The sequence below is a fragment of the Schaalia hyovaginalis genome (assembly GCF_014208035.1).
Taxonomy (GTDB): Bacteria; Actinomycetota; Actinomycetes; order Actinomycetales; family Actinomycetaceae; genus Pauljensenia; species Pauljensenia hyovaginalis.
The window spans coordinates 1,183,661-1,202,890 of record NZ_JACHMK010000001.1; the positions used below are offsets into that span (position 1 = coordinate 1,183,661).

Consider the following 19,230-nt stretch of genomic DNA (forward strand, 5'->3'; position numbering starts at 1 on the left):
CCCATGTTCGCGCTCACCGGTGCCAGGGTCCGTCTCGTCGAGGCGGGCCCGGGCACCGGGCCTTTGCGCAACAACCCGGCCCATCACGTCGGGGACGACCTCGAGCTGGTCGAAGCGAGGCGCCTCGCCCTCGCGCGCGGCCTCGGACGCCCCATCGCCTGGATGAATCAGACACACTCCTCGCGCGTGGCGGTGCTGACGAGCACGCCCTCGGGACCGTGCGCGGTGATCGACGGCGAGACCGTTCCATTCGATCCCGCCGATCCGCTCGCGAACATCGAGGCCGACGGGCTCATCGTCGATGCGCGCACATGGGCGCAGGCCCCGGCCGCCGCCGTGATGACCGCCGACTGCCTGCCCGTCCTGCTCGCCGGGGACTCCGGCCTCATCGCAGCCGTCCACGCGGGCCGCCTCGGCCTCCTCGGGGGGATCCTCCCGAAGGCGGTCGCCGCCATGCGGGCCATCGAGGACGCTCCCATCCGCGCCTTCATCGCGCCCGCGATCTGCGGGCGCTGCTATGAAGTCCCCGAGACCATGCGCGCCGCTTGCGAGGACCCGCTCCCGGGCTCGTCGTCGACCACCTCCTGGGGCACTCCCGCCCTCGACCTCGTCGCCGTCGGACGCCGGCAGCTGGAGGAGGCGGGATGCCGGGAAGTGCGGGTCGATCCCCGCTGCACTTTCGAGGACGAGCACCTGCATTCCTACCGGCGCGACCGGGCCTGCGGGCGCAATGCGGCGATCATTTGCCCCGGCTGAATCCTCCGACCTCGCGACTCGCCGAATCTCCTGCCGGAGTCGGCGCACCCATCGCACTACCTTGACTTCAGCCGACTCGGGTGAGGAGAGAAGCAATGGCGGAGTCATTTGGCGCGAAGGCGCGGAAGTTCATGGGCTGGTACTCTGCGGATGACGTCGTGGAGGACCAGGAGCGCTTCGAGGACTTCGAGGACATCGCTCCCGTGACCGAGATCGCTCCCGTTGAGCGCCCGGTGGAGCGCCCCCTCGTCGCCCCCCTCCGCAAGGAGAGGCACGACGCCGAAGCGGGGTCCGACCTGTCGCGCATCGTCACCGTCCACCCGAGCGCCTACTCCGACGCCGTCACGATCGGGGAGGCCTTCCGCTCCGGCACGCCCGTCATCATCAACCTCTCGGACATGAATGACGATGACGCCCGCCGCCTCGTCGATTTCGCCGCGGGCCTGACCTTCGGCCTCCACGGGGTGATCGAGCGCGTCACGAACCGGGTCTTCCTGCTCTCGCCGAGGACCGTCGAGGTCACGGGCGACGTTCAGGGATCGCGTCGCGGTTCGCTCTTCAACCAGGGCTGATCGGGTGCTCCCACTTCTCGGAACGGCGATCACTCTCGTCGCGAACCTCTACCTCCTCGTCCTGGTCGTCAGGATGGTGATCGACTGGGTTCAGTTCCTCGTCCCCGCCTTCGCTCCGCGCGGCCTCCTCCTCGTGCTCGCGAATGCGGTGTACGCGCTCACGGATCCGCCGATCCGCGCTCTGCGCAGGATCGTCCCGCCGCTGCGGCTCGGCTCCGGCATCGCGCTCGATCTCGGCTTCATGATCGTCTTCATCGCAGTCGTGCTCATCGCGAATCTCGGCCGTTTCCTCTTCTCGATCGGCTAGCACCCTTCCCGAGTAGAGGTATTCACCACGTTGTGTGAGAAAGACGTGGTGAATGGTGCCTCTGTTGCAGGTGTGTCGGTTATGATGTGCGTTGATGTATCAATGAGCGGTCATCATCGGCCGTTCGGATGCGCGACCGGCACTCCAATCGGGCCCGCATCGACCCATTACCGAGAGGCGAGGAAATGGCCCTGCTCACCACCGAAGACGTCTTGAACAAGAAGTTCCAGTACGTCAAGTTCCGCGAGGGATACGACCAGGTCGAGGTCGATGAGTTCCTCGATGAGGTCGTCTCGACCATCTACTCCCTGAATGTGGAGAACCAGGATCTCAAGGAGAAGCTCGAAGCCGCCGAGCGCCGCATCGCTGAACTTTCGGGCGGCGCCGAGGCGCTGCCGGTCGAAAAGACCGTTGAAGAGGCCCCCGTCGTCGAGCCCGAGCCGGTCGCTCCGCTCGTCGCCGCCCCCGCAGTCGTCGAGGATCCCGAGGCCGCCCAGTCCGCGACCTCGATGCTCGCCCTCGCGCAGCGTGTCCACGACGAGTACGTCCGTGACGGCAAGGAGGAGTCCGAGCGCATCATCGCCGAGGCTCGCGCCAAGGGCGACGAGATCGTCGCCGACGCCCAGAGCCAGCACGAGACGATCCTCGCCCAGCTCGATCAGCAGCGCGGCCTGCTCGAGACGAAGATCAACGAGCTCCGCACCTTCGAGACCGAATACCGCTCCAACCTCCGCGGCCACCTCGAGGGCCTCCTCAAGGAGGTCGACGGGGGAGTCGGAGCCTGATCGGCATCCAGTGTTCCTGATGGCGGCGGCGCCGGTGGCGCCGCCGCCATCATCATGCGAAAGCGAGTCTCATGGAGTCCAGGTCGAAACGAGCGAAGGGCGCCGGCGCACGGGGCATGATCCTCGCGGCCCTCGTCGCGGCCTTCGCCGTCATCACGGATCAGCTGACGAAGACATGGGCGCTGTCCGCCCTCGTCGAAGGCCGACGGATCGGGGTGATCGGGCAGTACCTCTCCCTGGTCCTCACCCGGAACTCCGGTGCGGCCTTCTCCCTCGGAGCCTCCTCGACGTGGATCTTCACGATTCTCGCCCTGGTCATCATCGGAGTGCTCTTCTACGCCCTGGTCCGCGCCCACTCGATGCGCCTGGCGGCCTCGATCGGCCTGCTCCTGGGGGGTGCGATCGGCAATCTCATCGACCGCCTCATCCAACCCCCCTCCTTCGGCCAGGGGCACGTCATCGACTTCATCGACTACGGCGGGTTCTTCGTCGGCAATGTCGCCGACATCTGGATCGTCCTCGGCGCGGCCTGGCTCGCGATCGAGATGATCCTCGGCGAGAAGGCGAAGCATGAGTGACACCCGGCTCCTTCCCGTTCCCGACGCCCTCATCGGGGATCGCGTGGATGCAGCCCTGGCGCGCATGCTCGGCATGCCGCGCGCGCAAGTCGCGGGACTCGTCGAGGACGGGCTCGTCCTCGTCAACGGCCGAACGGCCCTCAAATCGACCCGCCTGAGCGCGAGCGACCTCATCGAGGTGACGATCCCCGCGCTGAACGAAGCGCCCCCTCCCGTCATCGGCATGGACATCCTCTACGACGATGAGGACATCGTCGTCGTCGACAAGCCCGTGGGCGTCGCCGCCCACACGGGGCCGGGCTGGTCCGGGCCCACGGTCCTGGGCAATCTCGAGGCGGCCGGATACCGGATCACCGGCTACGGCCCGCCCGAGCGTCAGGGAATCGTCCACCGGCTCGACGTCGGCACCTCCGGCGCGATGATGGTCGCGAAATCCGAGCTCGCCTATTCGGTGATGAAACGCGCCTTCAAGGAGCGGACGGTGACGAAGATCTATCACGCCGTCGTCTCCGGGCACATGGACCCCCCGATCGGCACGATCGACGCCCCGATCGGCCGTCATCCGTCCCGCGAGTGGCGCATGGCCGTCATCGACGGCGGCAAGCGGGCCGTCACCCACTACGACACACTTGAGCTCATGGCCGGCGCCTCCCTCCTCGAGGTCCACCTCGAGACCGGGCGCACGCATCAGATCCGGGTCCACACCGCCGCAATGGGCCACCCCTGCGTCGGAGACGTCTTCTACGGCGCCGACCCGACGGCGGCGGCCAGGCTGGGCCTTGAACGCCAATGGCTCCACGCGGTCGAACTCGGCTTCGCGCATCCTCGCACGGGCGCGCCGACCTCGGTGCGCTCGCCCTATCCGGCCGATCTCGAGCGCGCCCTCGACCTCCTGCGCAATCCCGTGTGAATCCCCGCCGCATCCCCCCGACGCTCGCGCCCGGGTGCGAGCCCTCCCCTTCGAACAGGACTGCCGGGGACGAGGGCGCGACCTCATCGGCGATGCGGGGGCGCCTCGCCGATGCGCGTGCGAGCGCACGACAGGCCTAAGACCCGTACGGGCGCACGAGGGGCGCTAAGGGGAGCGCGTCAGGATCCCCGGTCCTCGAGGTGAAGGTGCTTGAGCGCCCGGTCGCCACTAGGATCGGGGGCATGGCGACCGACTCCTTCGTGCATCTTCACAATCACTCCGAGTACTCGATGCTCGACGGGGCGGCGAAGACGAAGGCGATGGCGGAAGAAGCCGCGCGGCTCGGCCAGCCGGCCATCGGCCTCACCGACCACGGCTACCTCTTCGGCGCCTTCGACTTCTACCAGAACTGCGTGAAGGCCGGGGTCAAGCCGATCATCGGCCTTGAAGCCTATGTGACGCCGGGGACTTCGCGCTTCGACCGCCAGAAAGTCACCTGGGGCGAGCCGTGGCAGCGCTCGGACGACGTGTCGGCCGGAGGCTCCTACAACCACCTCACCCTCATCGCCTATTCGACCGAGGGCATGCACAACCTCTTCCGCCTCGGCTCATACGCCTCGACGGACGGTCAATTCGGCAAGTGGCCGCGCGCCGACAAGGAACTCCTCGCGAGGTTCCACAAGGGCCTCATCGTCTTCACCGGCTGCCCCTCGGGCGCCGTCCAGACGCGCCTGCGCCTCGGGCAATGGGACGAGGCGGTGCGCGAGGCCGCCGAGCTGCGCGACATCTTCGGCCCTGAGAACTTCTACGTCGAGATCATGGATCACGGCATCGAGTTCGAGCGCCGCACCCAGAAACAGCTCCTCGAACTGGCCGAGCTCATGGACGCGCCGCTCGTGGCGACCAACGACGCGCACTACGTCCACAAAGACGACCGGAAGATCCAGGACGCCCTGCTCTGCATCAACTCGGGCTCGCGCATCTCCGATCCGGACCGCTTCAAGTTCGACGGCGACGGCTACTACATCCGCCCGAGCGAGGAGATGCGTTCGATCTGGTCCGAGCTCCCGCAGGCCTGCGACTCGACCCTCGAGATCGCCGAGCGCTGCGAAGTGCACTTCACGACGACCGCAGAGGGCGCGAACTACATGCCCGACTTCCCCGTCCCCGAGGGCGAGGACAAGACCTCCTGGTTCATCAAGGAGGTGGAGCGTGGCCTCAACTACCGCTTCCCGAACGGGATCCCCGACGATGTGCGCAAGCAGGCCGAATACGAGGAGGACGTCATCATCTCGATGGGCTTCCCCGGGTACTTCCTCACCGTCGCCGACTACATCCAGTGGGCGAAGGAGCAGGGCATCCGGGTGGGGCCGGGCCGAGGATCCGGCGCCGGGTCGATGGTCGCTTACGCGATGCGCATCACCGAACTCAACCCGCTCGAGCACGGCCTCATCTTCGAGCGCTTCCTCAACCCCGAGCGCATCTCGATGCCCGACTTCGACGTCGACTTCGACGAGCGCAGGCGCGACGAAGTGATCGCCTACGTCAAACGGAAGTACGGCGAGGACCGCATCTCCCAGGTCGTCACCTACGGCACGATCAAGACGAAGCAGGCCCTCAAGGACTCGGCCCGCATCCTGGGCAAGGACTTCAAAGTCGGCGAGCAGCTGACGAAGGCCCTGCCGCCCGGCGTCCAGGGCAAGGACATCCCGGTCCACGGCATCTTCGACAAGGAGCATCCGCGCTATGCGGAGGCCGCGGAGTTCCGCAAGTACTACGAGGACAACCCCGACACCCATGAGGTCGTCCAGTACGCCCTCGGCCTCGAGGGGCTGACGCGGCAGTGGGGCGTCCACGCCTGCGCGGTCATCATGTCGAGTCACACGCTCACCGACATCATCCCGATCATGAAACGCCCCCAGGACGGCGCGATCATCACGCAGTTCGACTACCCGACCTGCGAGACGCTCGGCCTGCTCAAGATGGACTTCCTCGGGCTGCGCAACCTCACGGTCCTGTCCGATGCGCTCGAGAACATCACCCTCAACGGCAAGTCGGACCCCGATCTCGAGCACCTGGCCTTCGATGACAGGCTGACCTACGAGCTGCTGTCGCGCGGCGATACCCTCGGCGTCTTCCAGCTCGATGGCGGCGGCATGCGCGATCTCCTCAAGCTCATGAAGCCCGACAACTTCGAGGACATCTCCGCCGTCGGCGCCCTGTACCGTCCCGGCCCCATGGGCGCGAATTCGCACACGAACTACGCGCTGCGCAAGAACGGGCGCCAGGAGATCACCCCGATCCATCCCGAGCTCGCCGAGCCCCTCGAATCGATCCTCGGCACGACCTACGGCCTGATCGTGTATCAGGAGCAGGTCATGCAGATCGCGCAGAAGCTCGCAGGCTACACGCTCGGCCAGGCGGACATCCTCCGCAAGGCGATGGGCAAGAAGAAGCCAGAGGTGCTCGCCAAGCAGTTCGAGGGCTTCCAGGCGGGCATGCTGAAGAACGGCTACTCGAAGGAGTCGATCCAGGCCCTGTGGGATGTCGTCGTCCCCTTCTCCGCCTACGCCTTCAACAAGGCGCACTCGGCGGCCTACGGCCTGGTGTCCTACTGGACGGCCTTCCTCAAGGCGAACTTCCCGACGGAGTACATGGCGGCCCTTCTCACTTCGACGAAGGACAACAAGGACAAGCGCGCCCTCTACCTGGCTGAGGCCCGGCACATGGACATCACGGTCCTTCCCCCCGATGTCAACGCCTCGCGCGGCAATTTCGCCCCTGATGGCGAGCGGATCCGCTTCGGCTTGAACTCGATTCAGAACGTGGGGGCGAACGTCGTCGACGCGATCGTGCAGACCCGCGAGGCCAAGGGGAAGTTCTCGAGCTTTCAGGACTTCCTCGACAAGGTCCCGCAGGTGGTGTGCAACAAGAGGACGATCCAGTCGCTCATACGCGCCGGCGCTTTCGATTCGCTCGGCTACACCCGACGCGCCCTGCTGGCCCGCTGCGATGAAGCGGTCGATGCGATCATCGATGTCAAGCGCAATGAGGCCGTCGGCCAGTTCGATCTTTTCGGCGCGCTCGGCGGGCAGGACGAGTCGAGCGAATCGTCCTTGGCGATCGATATCCCCGACATCCCGGAGTTCGACCGCAAGTCGAAGCTCGCCCAGGAGCGCGAGATGCTGGGCCTGTACGTGTCGGATCATCCCCTGCGCGGCCTCGAGGGCGGGCTCGCGCGGTACCAGGATGTGGAGATCGCCCAGGTCGTCGGCTCCGAGGATTCGATGGCGGATCGCGTCGTGAAGATCGCGGGCCTCGTCTCGGGCGTGCAGACGAAGGTGACGAAGCAGGGGTCCGTGTGGGCGATTGCGACGATCGAGGACCTGTCGGGTTCGGTCGAGGTGCTCTTCTTCCCGCGCGCCTATGAGACGATCCAGACGCACCTGGTCCAGGACGTCATCGTCCAGGTCGAGGGGCGGGTGAATGTCCGCGATGAGGGCATGTCGATCTACGGGCAGTCCTTGACGCTGCTCGATCTGCGCGAGGACGGGGATTCTCCGCTCGATCTGGAGCTTCCGGTCTCGCGCTGCACGCCCGAGCTGCTTCTCGAGCTCCGCGATGTCCTCCAATCCTTCCCGGGCGGATCGCCGGTGCGTCTGCACGTCCGGGAGCCCGGTAGGACCACGATCGTCGAGCTGGATCCGAAGCTGCGCGTCGAGCAGTCGAGCGCCTTCTTCTCGCAGGTGAAGGCGGTCGTCGGCATCTCCGGGGTCCTCACCTCCCACTAGCCGAGGTCATCACCTTTCTCCGCCGAGGTCATCACCTTTCGGCATCGAGAGGATCTCTTGCCGGGCGAGGCGATGACCGGCAGGAGATTCAACGGAACCTTGCGCGCTCAGCCGGGGTCCACAGCGCCGCCCGCCCGTGCAGGTCGCGCTGCTCCGGAAAACTCTCGTCGAGCAGCTTGAGCATCTGCGGCACATCCGCAGTGGCCGAGGCGTCGACGTCACGAACCGTGAATCCGACCTCCGCGAGATCCACGCGACGAGCCGCTTCCTTCTCCCTTTGAAGTCTTCCGGCCCCGCCCTCGTACTTGATCGCGCCATTGATCTCGATGCCGCGCCGCACTCCCGGGATCCCCAGATCGACCCAGCGCACGCCGACGCGCGTTCGGACTTCAACTTGGGGTTCGATCCGCGAATAACCCGCCGCGAGGGCGATCCTGCGCATCTCGCTTTCGAACGGGGATTCGGCGAGCGCAGTGGTGACTGCGAGCAGTTCCCGGGCCTGACGGTACCCCCGCTGTCCTCGGTGTTTCTCCAGGGAGCGGAGGATCCGGGTGAGGATGACGCGCGCCTTGCGCTCGAGTGACGGGCGGTCGTCGCGCCAATGGGGGCCGCGTTCTACCGCTATGGCGAGAAGCGAATCGAGGGCGATGAGCGCGTCGTCGGGTGCGAGGAATCGCGCGGCCAACTCCATGGTTTGAAGGAGATCGGTTGTGAGGATCCCGTCGATGATGATCAGCTGATCCTCATCGAGTTCCATGCGGTGGTTGACGACGGGACGCCGGGCCAGGCGTTCTCGTCGCTCGCGAGGACTGAGGGCGAAGAAGGAAGGACCGGTGGTCTTCATCGGCTTGCGATGCCACGATGCGTGAATATGCGCTTGCCTCGGCGGATGTTTGAGTGACCCGCCGTGAAGGATCACGGCCGACTGCAGGACGGCGATCGCTTGAGTGCTCCGGCGGGCGACGTCGAGGAGTCTGGCTCGGTGGAGGCGTTCATCCTTCTCCCACCATTCCGCTTCCGCGGGAATGTCGAGGAATCGGCCTTTTCGGAAGCGCGTGGGGAACGGGGCTGCGTCGGTGGCGTTCGGCGTTGCGAGGAGGTCCATGCGCCCAGACTGCCCTCCGAGAAGCGGAGCACCGGATCGCCGGGCGCCGGCCTGTGCATTCGGCGCTCCGGCGGAAAGGGTGTGGATACCTGAGCTTGAGGGTTTTCCCGCCGACGGGATCCTCTCGGTGAAGAAAAGTGATGACCTCGAGGGAGAAAGGTGATGACCTCGGTGGATCAGTCGAGGCGGCGCACGCGGGCGGAGAAGCGCCCGGCGGGGGAGTCGACTTCCACGAGGTCCCCGTCGGCGAGCTGGCGCCCCCGCCTCGTCTCCACCTCCCCATTGACGAGGACGTCGCCGCCCTGAACGAGTTCGCGCGCGAGCGCCCCGTCCTCGGCGAGGTTCGCGAGCTTGAGGAACTGTCCGAGGCGGATGACGCCGCTGACCTCGACGACGGGTGCTTCGCTCATGAGGGGTCCTTTCCTCCCGGTCCTCGCGCATCGGTCCGGAAGTGTTCGGGGCGTGGGCGCGGACCCTTGTCGAAGGGCCCTTCGCCTATTCTGGGCGCATGACTGGCATCATGCGACGCATCGATCTTAGAGGCGAACGCCCTTCGGCCGCCGAGCTGCGCAAGGTCCTGCCGAGGGCGGCTCTCGACACGGCGAAGGCGGCGGACCGTGTGGCGCCGCTGATCGAGCGAGTGAGGACCGAGGGTGCGCCCGTCCTCTACGAGCTCGCCGAACGCTTCGACCGCGTGCGTCCCGACCGCCTCCGCGTTCCCGCCGAGGCGATCGCGCGCGCCCTCGAGGAGCTCGACCCCGGGATCCGCGCCGCCCTCGAAACCTCGATCGCGCACAACCGGGCCGGTCATGTCCAGCAGCTCCCGAGCGCGGCGGAGGTCGAGATCGTGCCCGGAGGCCGCGTCACCCAGCGCTGGCTGCCCGTGTCGCGGGTCGGCCTGTACGTGCCCGGCGGTCTGGCGGTCTACCCGTCCTCGGTCGTGATGAACGTCGTGTGCGCCCAGGTCGCGGGCGTCCCCTCGATCGCGCTCGCCTCCCCGCCCCAGGAGGCCTTCGGCGGCCTGCCGCACCCGACGATCCTCGCCGCATGCGCCCTCCTCGGCGTCGACGAGGTGTGGGCCATCGGCGGCGCCCAGGCGATCGCCGCCTTCGCCTACGGCGTCGAGGACGGGGAGGACGTCCTCGAGCCGGTCGACGTCGTGACGGGCCCGGGCAACATCTTCGTCGCCGCCGCCAAGCGCCTCGTCCAGGGGACGGTCGGCATCGACGCCGAGGCCGGGACGACCGAGATCGCGATCCTCGCCGACGAGACCGCGATCCCGGCTTATGTCGCCGCGGACCTCATCAGCCAGGCCGAGCACGACCCGGCAGCGGCCTCCGTCCTCGTCACCTCCTCGGCGGCGCTCGCCGACGAGGTCGAGAGCCTCATCCCCGTCCAGGCGGGGGCGACGACGCACACCGAGCGGATCCTCACCGCGCTCGCCGGCCCGCAGTCCGGGATCGTCCTCGTCGATGACGTCGACGCCGGGATCGCGGTCGTCGACGCTTACGCCGCCGAGCACCTCGAGGTGCACACGGCGGACTCGCGGGCCGACGCGGAGCGGGTGAGGAACGCCGGCGCCATCTTCGTCGGCCCCTACACGCCCGTCCCGCTCGGCGACTACATCGCGGGCTCCAACCACGTCCTGCCGACCGGGGGGACGGCGCGCTTCGCCTCCGGGCTCAACGTCACCCAGTACCTGCGCTCCCAGCAGGTCGTCGAGTACTCCGCGCCCGCCCTCGCCGCTCAGTCGGCGGCCCTCGACGTCCTCGCCAACGCGGAGAATCTTCCCGCTCACGGCGCGGCGGCCCTGGTCCGCGAGGGCAAGGGGAGCGCCTCATGAGCGCCGCGCGGATCGACGAGGGCGCAGCCGGGCGCCTGCCGCTGCGCGAGGACCTCGCGGGCCTCGAACCCTACGGGGCGCCCCAGCTGGAGGTCGCGGCGCGCCTCAACGTCAACGAGAACCCCTACGCGCCCTCGGCCGGGGTGATCGCCGACATCGCGGACTCGGTGGCGAGGGCGGCGGCGGGCCTCAACCGCTACCCGGATCGGGATTTCATGGAGTTGCGCTGCGCGCTCGCCGACTACCTCGCCGACGAGTCCGGTGTGCGCCGCGCGCCGGAGCTGATCTGGGCGGGCAACGGCTCGAACGAGGTGATGCTCCATCTCTTCCAGGCCTTCGGGGGTCCCGGCCGGAGCGCGGTGTCCTTCGCGCCGACCTACTCGATGTACCACGAGTACGCGCGCGACACGAACACCCGCTGGATCCAGAGGGCCCGCCTGAAGGACTTCATGCTCGACCTCGAGCTCGTCGAGCAGACCCTTCGGCGCGAACGCCCGGCCCTCCTGCTCCTCGCGAGCCCGAACAATCCGACGGGCACGGCGCTCCCGCTCGGCGACGTCAAGCGGATCCTCGAGGCCGCCGAGGAGAGCGGGCCCCTCGTCGACGGCGAAGCCGCCTCGACGATCGTCGTCATCGACGAGGCCTACGCGGAGTTCCGCAGGGAGGGCACGCCCTCGGCGCTCGAACTGCTCGAAGACGCACCGCATCTCGTCGTCTCCCGCACGATGTCGAAGGCCTTCGGGATGGCGGGCCTGCGCCTGGGCTACATGACCGCCGCGAAGGCGATCATCGACGCCGTCATGCTCGTCCGCCTGCCTTACCATCTCTCCGCCGTCACGCAGGCCGCGGCCTTGGCGGCCCTTCGGCACGCCGATGAGCTGCGCGCCCAGGTGGCCTCGCTCCGCGAGGAGCGCGACCGTCTCGTCGAGCGCCTGCGGGCGATGGGCCTGCGGGCAGTGGATTCGGACGCGAACTTCGTCCTCTTCGGCCCCTTCGAGGATCGCCGCGCCGTCTTCGACGCCCTTGTGGAGCGGGGCGTCCTCATCCGCGTCGTCGGCCCCGAAGGCTGGCTGCGCGTCAGTATCGGAACCCCCGAAGAAACCGCCGCATTCGTCACCGCACTCGAGGAGGTCATCTCATGACTACTGCCGCGCACAGGACCGCCGTCATCGACCGGACGACCTCGGAGTCCTCGATCCACGTCGAGCTCGACCTCGACGGCACCGGGGCGACCGAGGTCTCGACGGGCGTGCCCTTCTACGACCACATGCTCACGGCGCTCGGGAAGCACTCGCTCATCGATCTCACGGTGCGCGCGACCGGCGACATCGAGGTCGATGTCCATCACACGGTCGAGGACACGGCGATCTGCATCGGGCTGGCCCTCAAGGAGGCCCTCGGCGACAAGCGCGGCATCAGGCGCTTCGGCGATGCGACCGTCCCGCTCGACGAGGCGCTCGCCCGTGCGGTCGTCGATGTCGCGGGCCGCCCCTACATCGTGCACGAGGGCGAGCCCGCCGGCCAGGAGTACCACCTCATCGGGGGGCATTTCACGGGCTCGATGACACGGCACGTCCTCGAGTCGCTGACCTTCAACTCGGGGATCTGCCTCCACATGAGCGTGCTCAACGGGCGCGACCCGCACCACATCGTCGAGGCGCAGTTCAAGGCGCTCGCGCGGGCCCTGCGCGTCGCGGTCGAAGCGGACCCGCGGGTCGAGGGCGTCCCCTCGACCAAGGGCGCGCTCTGAGCGGTGCGATACGATTCTCCAAGGTCGGCGTGGGCTGACGGGGCAGAATCGAGAATCGGGGACGAACATGGCTGATCGCGACGACGATATCGATGCCGCGTTCCGCGATCTCGTCGCCGGCATGGGTGGGGGCGGCGCCGCGGGCGGGGCTCCCGGATCCCGGGACGGGGCGGGTCTTGACGCCGAACTGGCGGCCTTCGAAGAGGACCTGAAGGATCCGGATGATCGGCCGGTCGACGAGTCGCTTCATCTGGAGGGCGGGCGCCTGTCGGTCGCCCTGGTCCTCGCGCCGATCCCCCTGCCGGAGGCCCTGCATTCGCTGCTCGCGCTGACGGGGATCTCGGAGGCGGTCGTGCGCCTCAAGCCCTGGACGGCCGTGTGGCTCCCGGTGGAGACGAAGCCGACGGATGAGGACGAGCTCGAGGCGCTGCTCGCCGATTCGCGTCCGATGCCGCCGCGTGTCGATGAGGTCGCGCGCGTCGTCTCGCGCCTGTCGAAGTACGGGGCGGTGGCGATGATGTCCTGGCTCGTCGAGGGCGATGGCGTCGAGCCCGGCGTGTCGGGGCGGATCACGGCCCAGCGCTATGTGTCGGGGGCGCCGGAGGAGCCGATCCCCGCGGGCCTACTGCTTGGATCGATGCCGCAGGCGACGGAGGATCTGCTGCTGGGCAGGACGACGCCCGAGGATTACGACGATTCGGTGTCGGCGAACGGCACGACGAGGAAGCGACCCGGTCCCATGGGCTGGCTGCGCAGGAGGTGACGGATGGGGCCCAAGGTCGTCGTTTTCGATTACGGTTCGGGCAATGTGAGGTCCGCGTGCCGTGCCCTGGAGCATGTGGGCGCGCGGGTCGAGCTCACCTCGGATCGCACGGAGGCTTTGGAGGCCCGGGGGCTTCTCGTCCCCGGGGTGGGCGCTTTCGCGGCGGTGATGGAGCAGTTGCGCGCAGCGGACGGGCCGGCGATCATCGACGCGCGCCTGGCGGGTTCTCGGCCGGTCTTCGGCGTGTGCGTGGGATTGCAGGTGATGTTCGAGTCCTCGGAGGAGAAGGGGAGGGCCGAGGGCCTCGGTCAGTGGCCGGGCGTGGTGCGCCGCCTCGACGCGCCGGTGGTGCCGCACATGGGGTGGTCCCCGGTCGAGGCCGCCGAGGGCTCGAGGCTTTTCGAGGGCATCGCCGATCAGCGCTTCTACTTCGTGCACTCCTACGGCGTGCTCTCCGACCCGCTTGAGGCGCTCGGCCCCGGTCCGATGATCCCGCCCCTGGTCTCCTGGGCGTGTCATGGCGCTTCCCGCTTCGTGGCGGCCGTGGAGAACGGCCCCCTCGTGGCGACCCAGTTCCATCCGGAGAAGTCGGGCGAGGCGGGGCTGCACCTGCTGCGCAACTGGCTTCAGAGCCTGTGATCCGCCGCGCTCGGCGAATGCTTCATCCCCCTGACGATTCATCCTCCTGACGAAAGGTCCGTCATGTCGCGTCTCATCCTCCTGCCCGCCGTCGACGTCGTCGACGGCAAGGCCGTGCGTCTGACCCGGGGCGAGGCCGGGACGGAGACGGATTACGGGTATCCGCTGGAGGCGGCCCGCTCCTTCGCGGAGGCGGGTGCGCAGTGGCTGCACCTGGTCGATCTCGACGCTGCCTTCGGGCGCGGTTCGAACGCCCCTGTCCTCATGGAGATCACGAAGGAGCTGCCGATCAACGTCGAGCTCTCCGGCGGGATCCGTGATGACGCCTCGCTCGCCCGCGCCTTGGAGGCGGGTGCGCGCCGCGTGAATCTCGGGACGGCGGCCCTGGAGGATCCGGAGTGGACCGAGGCCGTCATCAAGGAGTTCGGCGATCGGATCGCCGTCGGGCTCGATGTGCGCGGCGAGACCCTGTCGGCGCGGGGCTGGACCCGCGACGGCGGCGATCTCTTCGAGACGATCGAGCGCCTCAATGAGGCCGGGTGCGTCCGCTACGTCGTCACGGATGTCGCCCGTGACGGCATGCTGTCGGGCCCCAACATCGAACTGCTCGCGCGCGTGTGCGCGGCGACGGACGCGGCGGTCGTCGCCTCGGGCGGCGTGTCCTCCTTGGCCGATATCGCGGCCCTGCGCGAGCTCGTCGATGCGGGGCTCGAGGGCGCGATCGTCGGCAAGGCCCTGTATGCGGGGGCCTTCACCCTGGCGGAGGCGCTCGCGGTCGCTTCGGGTGAGTCGGCGAAGTGAGGCGTCTTCCGGCTCCGGATGAGGCGCAGCGCAAGAAGCTCGCCGAGCGCCTCGGGCTCGCGCGCTCGGATCGCAGCGACGACGGGTCGGTCCTCGCGCGCACGGCCGCGGCGCTCTCGATCGATCCGGGCCCGGATGGGGGAGCGGCGCGCCTCGAGGCGCTCGTCGCGGCGCTCGCGGTCGAGCGCGTCATCGTGCCCGTCGAGGTCGAGGCCGCGCTCGTCCGGCCCGTCGATGCTGAGCGGGGTGAAGCGAAGCACGGGGACATCGATTTCGCGCGGGTCCGGACCGGGGCGGGTGAGGCCCTGGTCGTCTACTCCTCGAAGCAGACGCTCGCGCTGAATCGGCCGGCGGATCGGCCGATGGCTTTCGACCCGGTGAGGCTCGCCCTCGTCGCCCTGGTGGAGACGGCGGGGCGGATCGTCATGGATCCGGGCGGTTCCGAGGTCTTCATCCCCCGTGCGGCGGTGGCCGCGCTCGCGCAGAAGGATTCCTGGCTGCCCGCTTGGAGGGATGGCGAGCTGCTCGACGAGCTCCGCGGGCTCGTCGGCGCCGGAGCCGAGGGGGTCGTCGACTTGCGGGTGGTCTACGCGGGCGAGGGCGTGGTCCAAGTCGAGCTCCTTGCGGATGCGTCGGTCGAGGAGGGGGCGCTGCGGGCCCGCATCACGAGGGCCGCGCAGAGGATCGTCTCCTCGAAGCGCCTCGCGGCCGCGGCCGATCGGGTGGAGATCGTCCCGCGTCTCGTGCATCCGGCCTGATCGTCACGCGCGTCCTTCCGCCGGTGGCGACGCCGTGTCCCTCCTCCCGGCTTCCCGCCCTTCTGGCCTCCTGCTGGCAACAAGTCGGACGTCTGTCCGAGACTTTCGTGCAGAAGCAGAATCTGACCTGGGCAAACGCTCGAATCAGCTTCGAGCGTGTCCGACTTGTTGACGCTCTGCTTCGGGCGTCGCAGGTCTTGACGCCCGAGGCGCCGCCTAAAGCCCCCGCCCCGCCTTGTGTCCGATCCCATACCGGGTGCGTTCGGCGCGGATTCGCCCTCGTCAACGGCTGCTGATAACCTTGAACAGAACCGTCCGGGCGCCTGCCCGGAATGCAAGCGGAGATTCCTCCCACCTGGATGCCCGCCTCATTCGTGAGGTCCGCGCCGATGGCGCGATGTTAAAGGGGATCGGGTCGAGCGGTGAGCGCCTCGTGCGTGAGCCGCGAGGTCGAGCCTCCGTGCGCATGAAGAGCGCCGGAGGCTTTTTCGCCGCTCTTCGCGAAACACCGTGGAAGGAGCCACCCATCAGCGAGACCCGCATCAACGAGCGGATCCGAGTCCCCGAGGTCCGCCTCGTGGGCCCCGGAGGGGAACAGGTCGGCGTTGTCCGTGTCGAAGACGCGCTGCGCCTGGCCGAAGAGGCCGGACTCGATCTCGTCGAGGTCGCGCCCGACGCGAAGCCGCCCGTGGCCAAGCTCATGGACTACGGGAAGTTCAAGTACGAGGCCGCCCAGAAGGCTCGCGATGCTCGCCGTAATCAGGCGAACACCCAGCTGAAGGAGATCCGTTTCCGCCTGAAGATCGATGATCACGACTTCGCGGTCAAGAAGGGGCACGTCGAGCGCTTCCTCTCGGCCGGCGACAAGGTCAAGGTCATGATCATGTTCCGCGGTCGCGAGCAGTCGCGTCCCGAGGCGGGCGTCCGTCTGCTTCAGCGCCTGGCCGATGAGATCGCCGAGCTCGGCACCGTCGAGTCGATGCCCCGCCAGGACGGCCGGAACATGACGATGGTGCTCGCCCCGACCAAGCGCAAGGCCGACGCGCTCAACGAGCAGCGCAAGCGCCGCGAGGCCGAGCGCGAGGAGCGCCGCGGCAAGCGCGCCGAGCGTGCGAGCAAGGATCAGGCGCGCGCCGCCTCCACGGAGAAGAACTGACGCCGTCGATTCATCGACTGCGTAACAGAGAAGGAATAGAAGAATGCCGAAGAACAAGACGCACTCCGGTGCCAAGAAGCGCTTCCGCGTGACCGGCTCGGGCAAGATCATGCGCGAGCAGGCCGGCGCGCGCCACCTGCTGGAGCACAAGTCCTCCCGCAAGACCCGTCGTCTCGCGACCGACCAGGTCCTGGAGACCGCTGACGTCAAGCGCGTCAAGCGACTCCTCGGCAAGTGAGCGGACCGGAAAAGGAGAACTGAAACATGGCACGTGTCAAGCGTTCTGTGAACGCCAAGAAGAAGCGTCGTACCGTCCTCGAGCAGGCCTCCGGCTACCGCGGCCAGCGCTCGCGCATGTACCGCAAGGCCAAGGAGCAGGTCACCCACTCCTTCGTCTACTCCTACCGCGACCGCAAGGCGCGCAAGGGCGACTTCCGCCGCCTGTGGATCCAGCGCATCAACGCCGCCTCGCGCGCGCAGGGCATGACCTACAACCGCTTCATCCAGGGCCTGGGCCTTGCCGGTGTCGAGGTTGATCGCCGCATGCTCGCCGAGCTCGCCGTCAACGACATCAACGCTTTCAACGCCCTCGTCAAGGTTGCGAAGGACGCCCTCCCCGAGGACGTCAACGCCCCCAAGGCCTGAGGTTTTGACTGCTTTCGCTGAGCGCCCGGAGGTGCTCGCCAACCCCCGCGCGGAACGCGTGCGGAAGGTGGCGGCTCTTACCGGGCGTTCGGCGCGTTCACGTTCGGGGCGAATGCTCGTCGAGGGCCCCCAGGCCGTGCGTGAACTCCTGTCTCATCGCTCGGCCTTCGTCGAGGACGTCTACCTGTCCGAGAGGGCGGCTGAGCGCCATCGCGATATCTTCTCCCTGGCGCGCACGGCGACCCGCTGGACGCACACGATGACCGACGAGGTCGCTCATGCGATGAGCCCGGATTCTCAGGGGATCGTCGCCGTTGCGCGCTTAGAGGCCGTGAGCGGTGAATTCGGCGGGGCCGAGGCGGGGGAGACCTTCGTGATCCTCGCCCAGGGGCGCGATCCCGGCAACGTCGGGACGATCATCCGAACCGCCGATGCCATGGGCGCGAGCGCCGTCATCGCCGTTGCGGGCACGGTCGCAGTCGATTCGCCGAAGGTCATCCGCTCATCCGCCGGCTCGGTGTTCCACCTGCCGGTCATCGCGGTCCCCGATTTCGATGCGGCTGTCCGCTCGGTGCACGAGCGGGGCGGCCGGGTGCTGGGGACGAGCGGGGCGGCCGGATCTCGGGATCTGGCGAATCTCATGCTGTCAGCGGCTCTTGAAGCGCGCGGCTGCCTGGCGGGCACTCATGCGTGGGTTTTCGGCAATGAGGCCAAGGGGCTGTCAGAGGAGGAGCTGTCGGCGTGTGATGCCTTGGTGCGCATCGACATGACCGGCGACGCCGAGTCCCTCAATGTGGCTTCGGCCGCCGCGATGTGCCTCTTCGCCTCGCAAACGGTGCGCTCCGGGCGAGTCGGCGCCTGAAATGACTCCGGCGACTCCTCTACCCTGAGGGCATGACCCTCATCAGCGAATTCGACGAGGGCGAGCTCATCGCGAAGTTCGCCGACCTGCTGCCGCGCGGCGAGCGCACCCTCCTGGGCATCGGAGACGATTGCGCGCAGGTCGCCGCTCCCGAGGGCTCCTTCATCGTCACGACCGATCTCATCGTCGAGGACGAGCACTTCCACCGCGCGTGGTCCGATCCCGAGCAGATCGGAGCGCGCGTCGCCGCGCAGAACCTCGCCGACATCGCCGCCATGGGGGGTCGTTGCTCCGCCCTCGTCGTCGGCGTCGCCTTGAGGGCCGATACCGAACTGGACTGGATGCTCTCCCTGGTGCGGGGCATCGGGGACCGGGCGCGAGCCGCCGGGGCGGGGGTCGTCGGAGGCGATATGTCCAGGGGGCCCCTGACCGTCCTCACGATCACGGCGATCGGGTACTGCGAGGGGGCGCCCGTCACGCGCGATGGGGCGGTGCCGGGTGACGTTCTCGCCTTCTCCGGCCGGGCGGGCCTGTCCAACGCCGGCCTGGACCTGCTGCTCGGCGGGCATGTTGATCCTTCGCTGCGCGATACCGCCGGTCGGGGAGTGCTCGGCGAGGCCCTCGACGCCTATCGAGCGCCCGAGCCTCCCTTGGAGTCCGGGCCGGCTGCTGCGGCGGCGGGGGCGCACGCGATGATGGATCTGTCCGACGGCATCGCCAAGGACGCGGGACGCATGGCGCGTTCGTCGAATGTGGTGATCGAACTCGACCGGGAGGCCCTCTTGAGGGAGGCCGCCCCCCTTGCGGGGCTCGGGGCCGTATGCGGGAAGGATCCGCTCGAATGGGTGATCCGCGGGGGAGAGGATCACGGGATGCTCGCGGCTTTCGCCCCCGATGCGCGCCTGCCCGAGGGCTTTAGGCCGATCGGCCGGATCAGGGCCGTCGGCGAGGGCGAGGTGGCCGGGCTGCTCCTCGACGGAACCGAGGTGACGGGCGGGTGGGACCACTTCGCGGGACGGGGCTCCCAGCCGTCGTGACCGCCGCCCTGACGCCGAGGGCGACCGATGAGTTCAAGGAGGCTGCACTCGAGGCTGCGGTGGACTCGTCGAGTCCCGCGGATCGGTCTCGGGCAGCCTCGAGGACTCGTGCCCGCATCCCGTGCAAGACACCGATCTCGCGGTTCTGGAGACCCGTACGCTCCCCACGGAG

The 19,230-nt window shown here is 68.3% G+C and carries 21 protein-coding genes; 19 read left to right on the forward strand and 2 right to left on the reverse strand.

The window, feature by feature from the left end; genetic code table 11:
- The first annotated feature begins 3 nt into the window (after positions 1–3).
- From HD592_RS05095 to dnaE, 7 genes are all read left to right on the forward strand, one after another.
- Complete coding sequence (locus tag HD592_RS05095) at positions 4–756, forward strand: purine nucleoside phosphorylase YfiH/LACC1 family protein (protein ID WP_184452371.1); 753 nt, start codon at positions 4–6, stop codon at positions 754–756.
- Positions 757–851: 95 nt separating this feature from the next.
- Positions 852–1,328 (forward strand): cell division protein SepF, encoded by a 477-nt coding sequence (locus HD592_RS05100; RefSeq protein ID WP_184452372.1) that lies wholly within the window; start codon positions 852–854, stop codon positions 1,326–1,328.
- Positions 1,329–1,332: 4 nt separating this feature from the next.
- Positions 1,333–1,635, forward strand: coding sequence for a YggT family protein (locus tag HD592_RS05105; protein WP_184452373.1), 303 nt, complete (start codon positions 1,333–1,335; stop codon positions 1,633–1,635).
- Positions 1,636–1,820: 185 nt separating this feature from the next.
- Positions 1,821–2,420, forward strand: a complete 600-nt coding sequence (locus tag HD592_RS05110; protein ID WP_184452374.1) for a DivIVA domain-containing protein — start codon at positions 1,821–1,823, stop codon at positions 2,418–2,420.
- 71 nt (positions 2,421–2,491) lie between these two features.
- Positions 2,492–2,998, forward strand: a complete 507-nt coding sequence (gene lspA, locus HD592_RS05115) for a signal peptidase II (protein WP_246429987.1) — start codon at positions 2,492–2,494, stop codon at positions 2,996–2,998.
- Complete coding sequence (locus HD592_RS05120; RefSeq protein ID WP_184452375.1) at positions 2,991–3,908, forward strand: RluA family pseudouridine synthase; 918 nt, start codon at positions 2,991–2,993, stop codon at positions 3,906–3,908. The genes lspA and HD592_RS05120 overlap by 8 nt, the downstream gene beginning before the upstream one ends.
- Before the next feature lie 242 nt (positions 3,909–4,150).
- Positions 4,151–7,699: a DNA polymerase III subunit alpha gene (gene dnaE / locus HD592_RS05125; protein ID WP_184452376.1), complete on the forward strand. Its 3,549-nt coding sequence runs from the start codon at positions 4,151–4,153 to the stop codon at positions 7,697–7,699.
- An 88-nt stretch (positions 7,700–7,787) separates the two neighbouring features.
- On the opposite strand, the gene HD592_RS05130 is transcribed toward dnaE, so the two are convergent.
- Positions 7,788–8,804: a hypothetical protein gene (locus tag HD592_RS05130; RefSeq protein WP_184452377.1), complete on the reverse strand. Its 1,017-nt coding sequence runs from the start codon at positions 8,802–8,804 to the stop codon at positions 7,788–7,790.
- A gap of 176 nt (positions 8,805–8,980) precedes the next feature.
- On the reverse strand, positions 8,981–9,214 hold the full coding sequence (locus HD592_RS05135) for an RNA-binding S4 domain-containing protein (RefSeq protein WP_184452378.1): 234 nt from the start codon (positions 9,212–9,214) through the stop codon (positions 8,981–8,983).
- A gap of 98 nt (positions 9,215–9,312) precedes the next feature.
- On the opposite strand from HD592_RS05135, the gene hisD reads away from it, so the two are divergent.
- The 12 genes from hisD to thiL all read left to right on the forward strand — a co-directional run bounded on the left by hisD (position 9,313) and on the right by thiL (position 19,058).
- Positions 9,313–10,647: a histidinol dehydrogenase gene (gene hisD, locus HD592_RS05140; protein ID WP_184452379.1), complete on the forward strand. Its 1,335-nt coding sequence runs from the start codon at positions 9,313–9,315 to the stop codon at positions 10,645–10,647.
- Positions 10,644–11,789: a histidinol-phosphate transaminase gene (locus HD592_RS05145; protein ID WP_184452380.1), complete on the forward strand. Its 1,146-nt coding sequence runs from the start codon at positions 10,644–10,646 to the stop codon at positions 11,787–11,789. The genes hisD and HD592_RS05145 overlap by 4 nt, the downstream gene beginning before the upstream one ends.
- The gene (gene hisB / locus HD592_RS05150) at positions 11,786–12,397 is read left to right on the forward strand and encodes an imidazoleglycerol-phosphate dehydratase HisB (protein ID WP_184452381.1); all 612 of its coding nucleotides are present in this window, start codon (positions 11,786–11,788) and stop codon (positions 12,395–12,397) included. Before HD592_RS05145 ends, hisB begins: the two co-directional genes overlap by 4 nt.
- Positions 12,398–12,464: 67 nt before the next feature.
- Positions 12,465–13,160 (forward strand): hypothetical protein, encoded by a 696-nt coding sequence (locus tag HD592_RS05155; RefSeq protein ID WP_154478627.1) that lies wholly within the window; start codon positions 12,465–12,467, stop codon positions 13,158–13,160.
- 3 nt (positions 13,161–13,163) lie between these two features.
- Positions 13,164–13,799: an imidazole glycerol phosphate synthase subunit HisH gene (gene hisH / locus HD592_RS05160; RefSeq protein ID WP_184452382.1), complete on the forward strand. Its 636-nt coding sequence runs from the start codon at positions 13,164–13,166 to the stop codon at positions 13,797–13,799.
- A 63-nt stretch (positions 13,800–13,862) separates the two neighbouring features.
- Positions 13,863–14,600 carry a bifunctional 1-(5-phosphoribosyl)-5-((5-phosphoribosylamino)methylideneamino)imidazole-4-carboxamide isomerase/phosphoribosylanthranilate isomerase PriA gene (gene priA / locus HD592_RS05165; RefSeq protein ID WP_184452383.1) on the forward strand — a complete coding sequence of 246 codons (738 nt, stop codon included), beginning with the start codon at positions 13,863–13,865 and terminating at the stop codon, positions 14,598–14,600.
- Positions 14,597–15,358 (forward strand): SseB family protein, encoded by a 762-nt coding sequence (locus HD592_RS05170; protein ID WP_184452384.1) that lies wholly within the window; start codon positions 14,597–14,599, stop codon positions 15,356–15,358. The genes priA and HD592_RS05170 overlap by 4 nt, the downstream gene beginning before the upstream one ends.
- A 466-nt stretch (positions 15,359–15,824) precedes the next feature.
- Entirely contained in the window at positions 15,825–16,514 is a 690-nt protein-coding gene (gene infC, locus HD592_RS05175) for a translation initiation factor IF-3 (protein WP_184452385.1), read from the forward strand.
- A 43-nt stretch (positions 16,515–16,557) separates the two neighbouring features.
- Positions 16,558–16,752, forward strand: a complete 195-nt coding sequence (gene rpmI, locus HD592_RS05180; RefSeq protein WP_154478621.1) for a 50S ribosomal protein L35 — start codon at positions 16,558–16,560, stop codon at positions 16,750–16,752.
- 26 nt (positions 16,753–16,778) lie between these two features.
- Entirely contained in the window at positions 16,779–17,159 is a 381-nt protein-coding gene (rplT, locus tag HD592_RS05185; protein ID WP_154478619.1) for a 50S ribosomal protein L20, read from the forward strand.
- Between the two features lie 4 nt (positions 17,160–17,163).
- Positions 17,164–18,021 (forward strand): TrmH family RNA methyltransferase, encoded by an 858-nt coding sequence (locus HD592_RS05190; RefSeq protein WP_221437818.1) that lies wholly within the window; start codon positions 17,164–17,166, stop codon positions 18,019–18,021.
- A 32-nt stretch (positions 18,022–18,053) separates the two neighbouring features.
- Positions 18,054–19,058 carry a thiamine-phosphate kinase gene (thiL, locus tag HD592_RS05195; RefSeq protein WP_184452386.1) on the forward strand — a complete coding sequence of 335 codons (1,005 nt, stop codon included), beginning with the start codon at positions 18,054–18,056 and terminating at the stop codon, positions 19,056–19,058.
- The last annotated feature ends 172 nt before the right edge of the window (positions 19,059–19,230 follow it).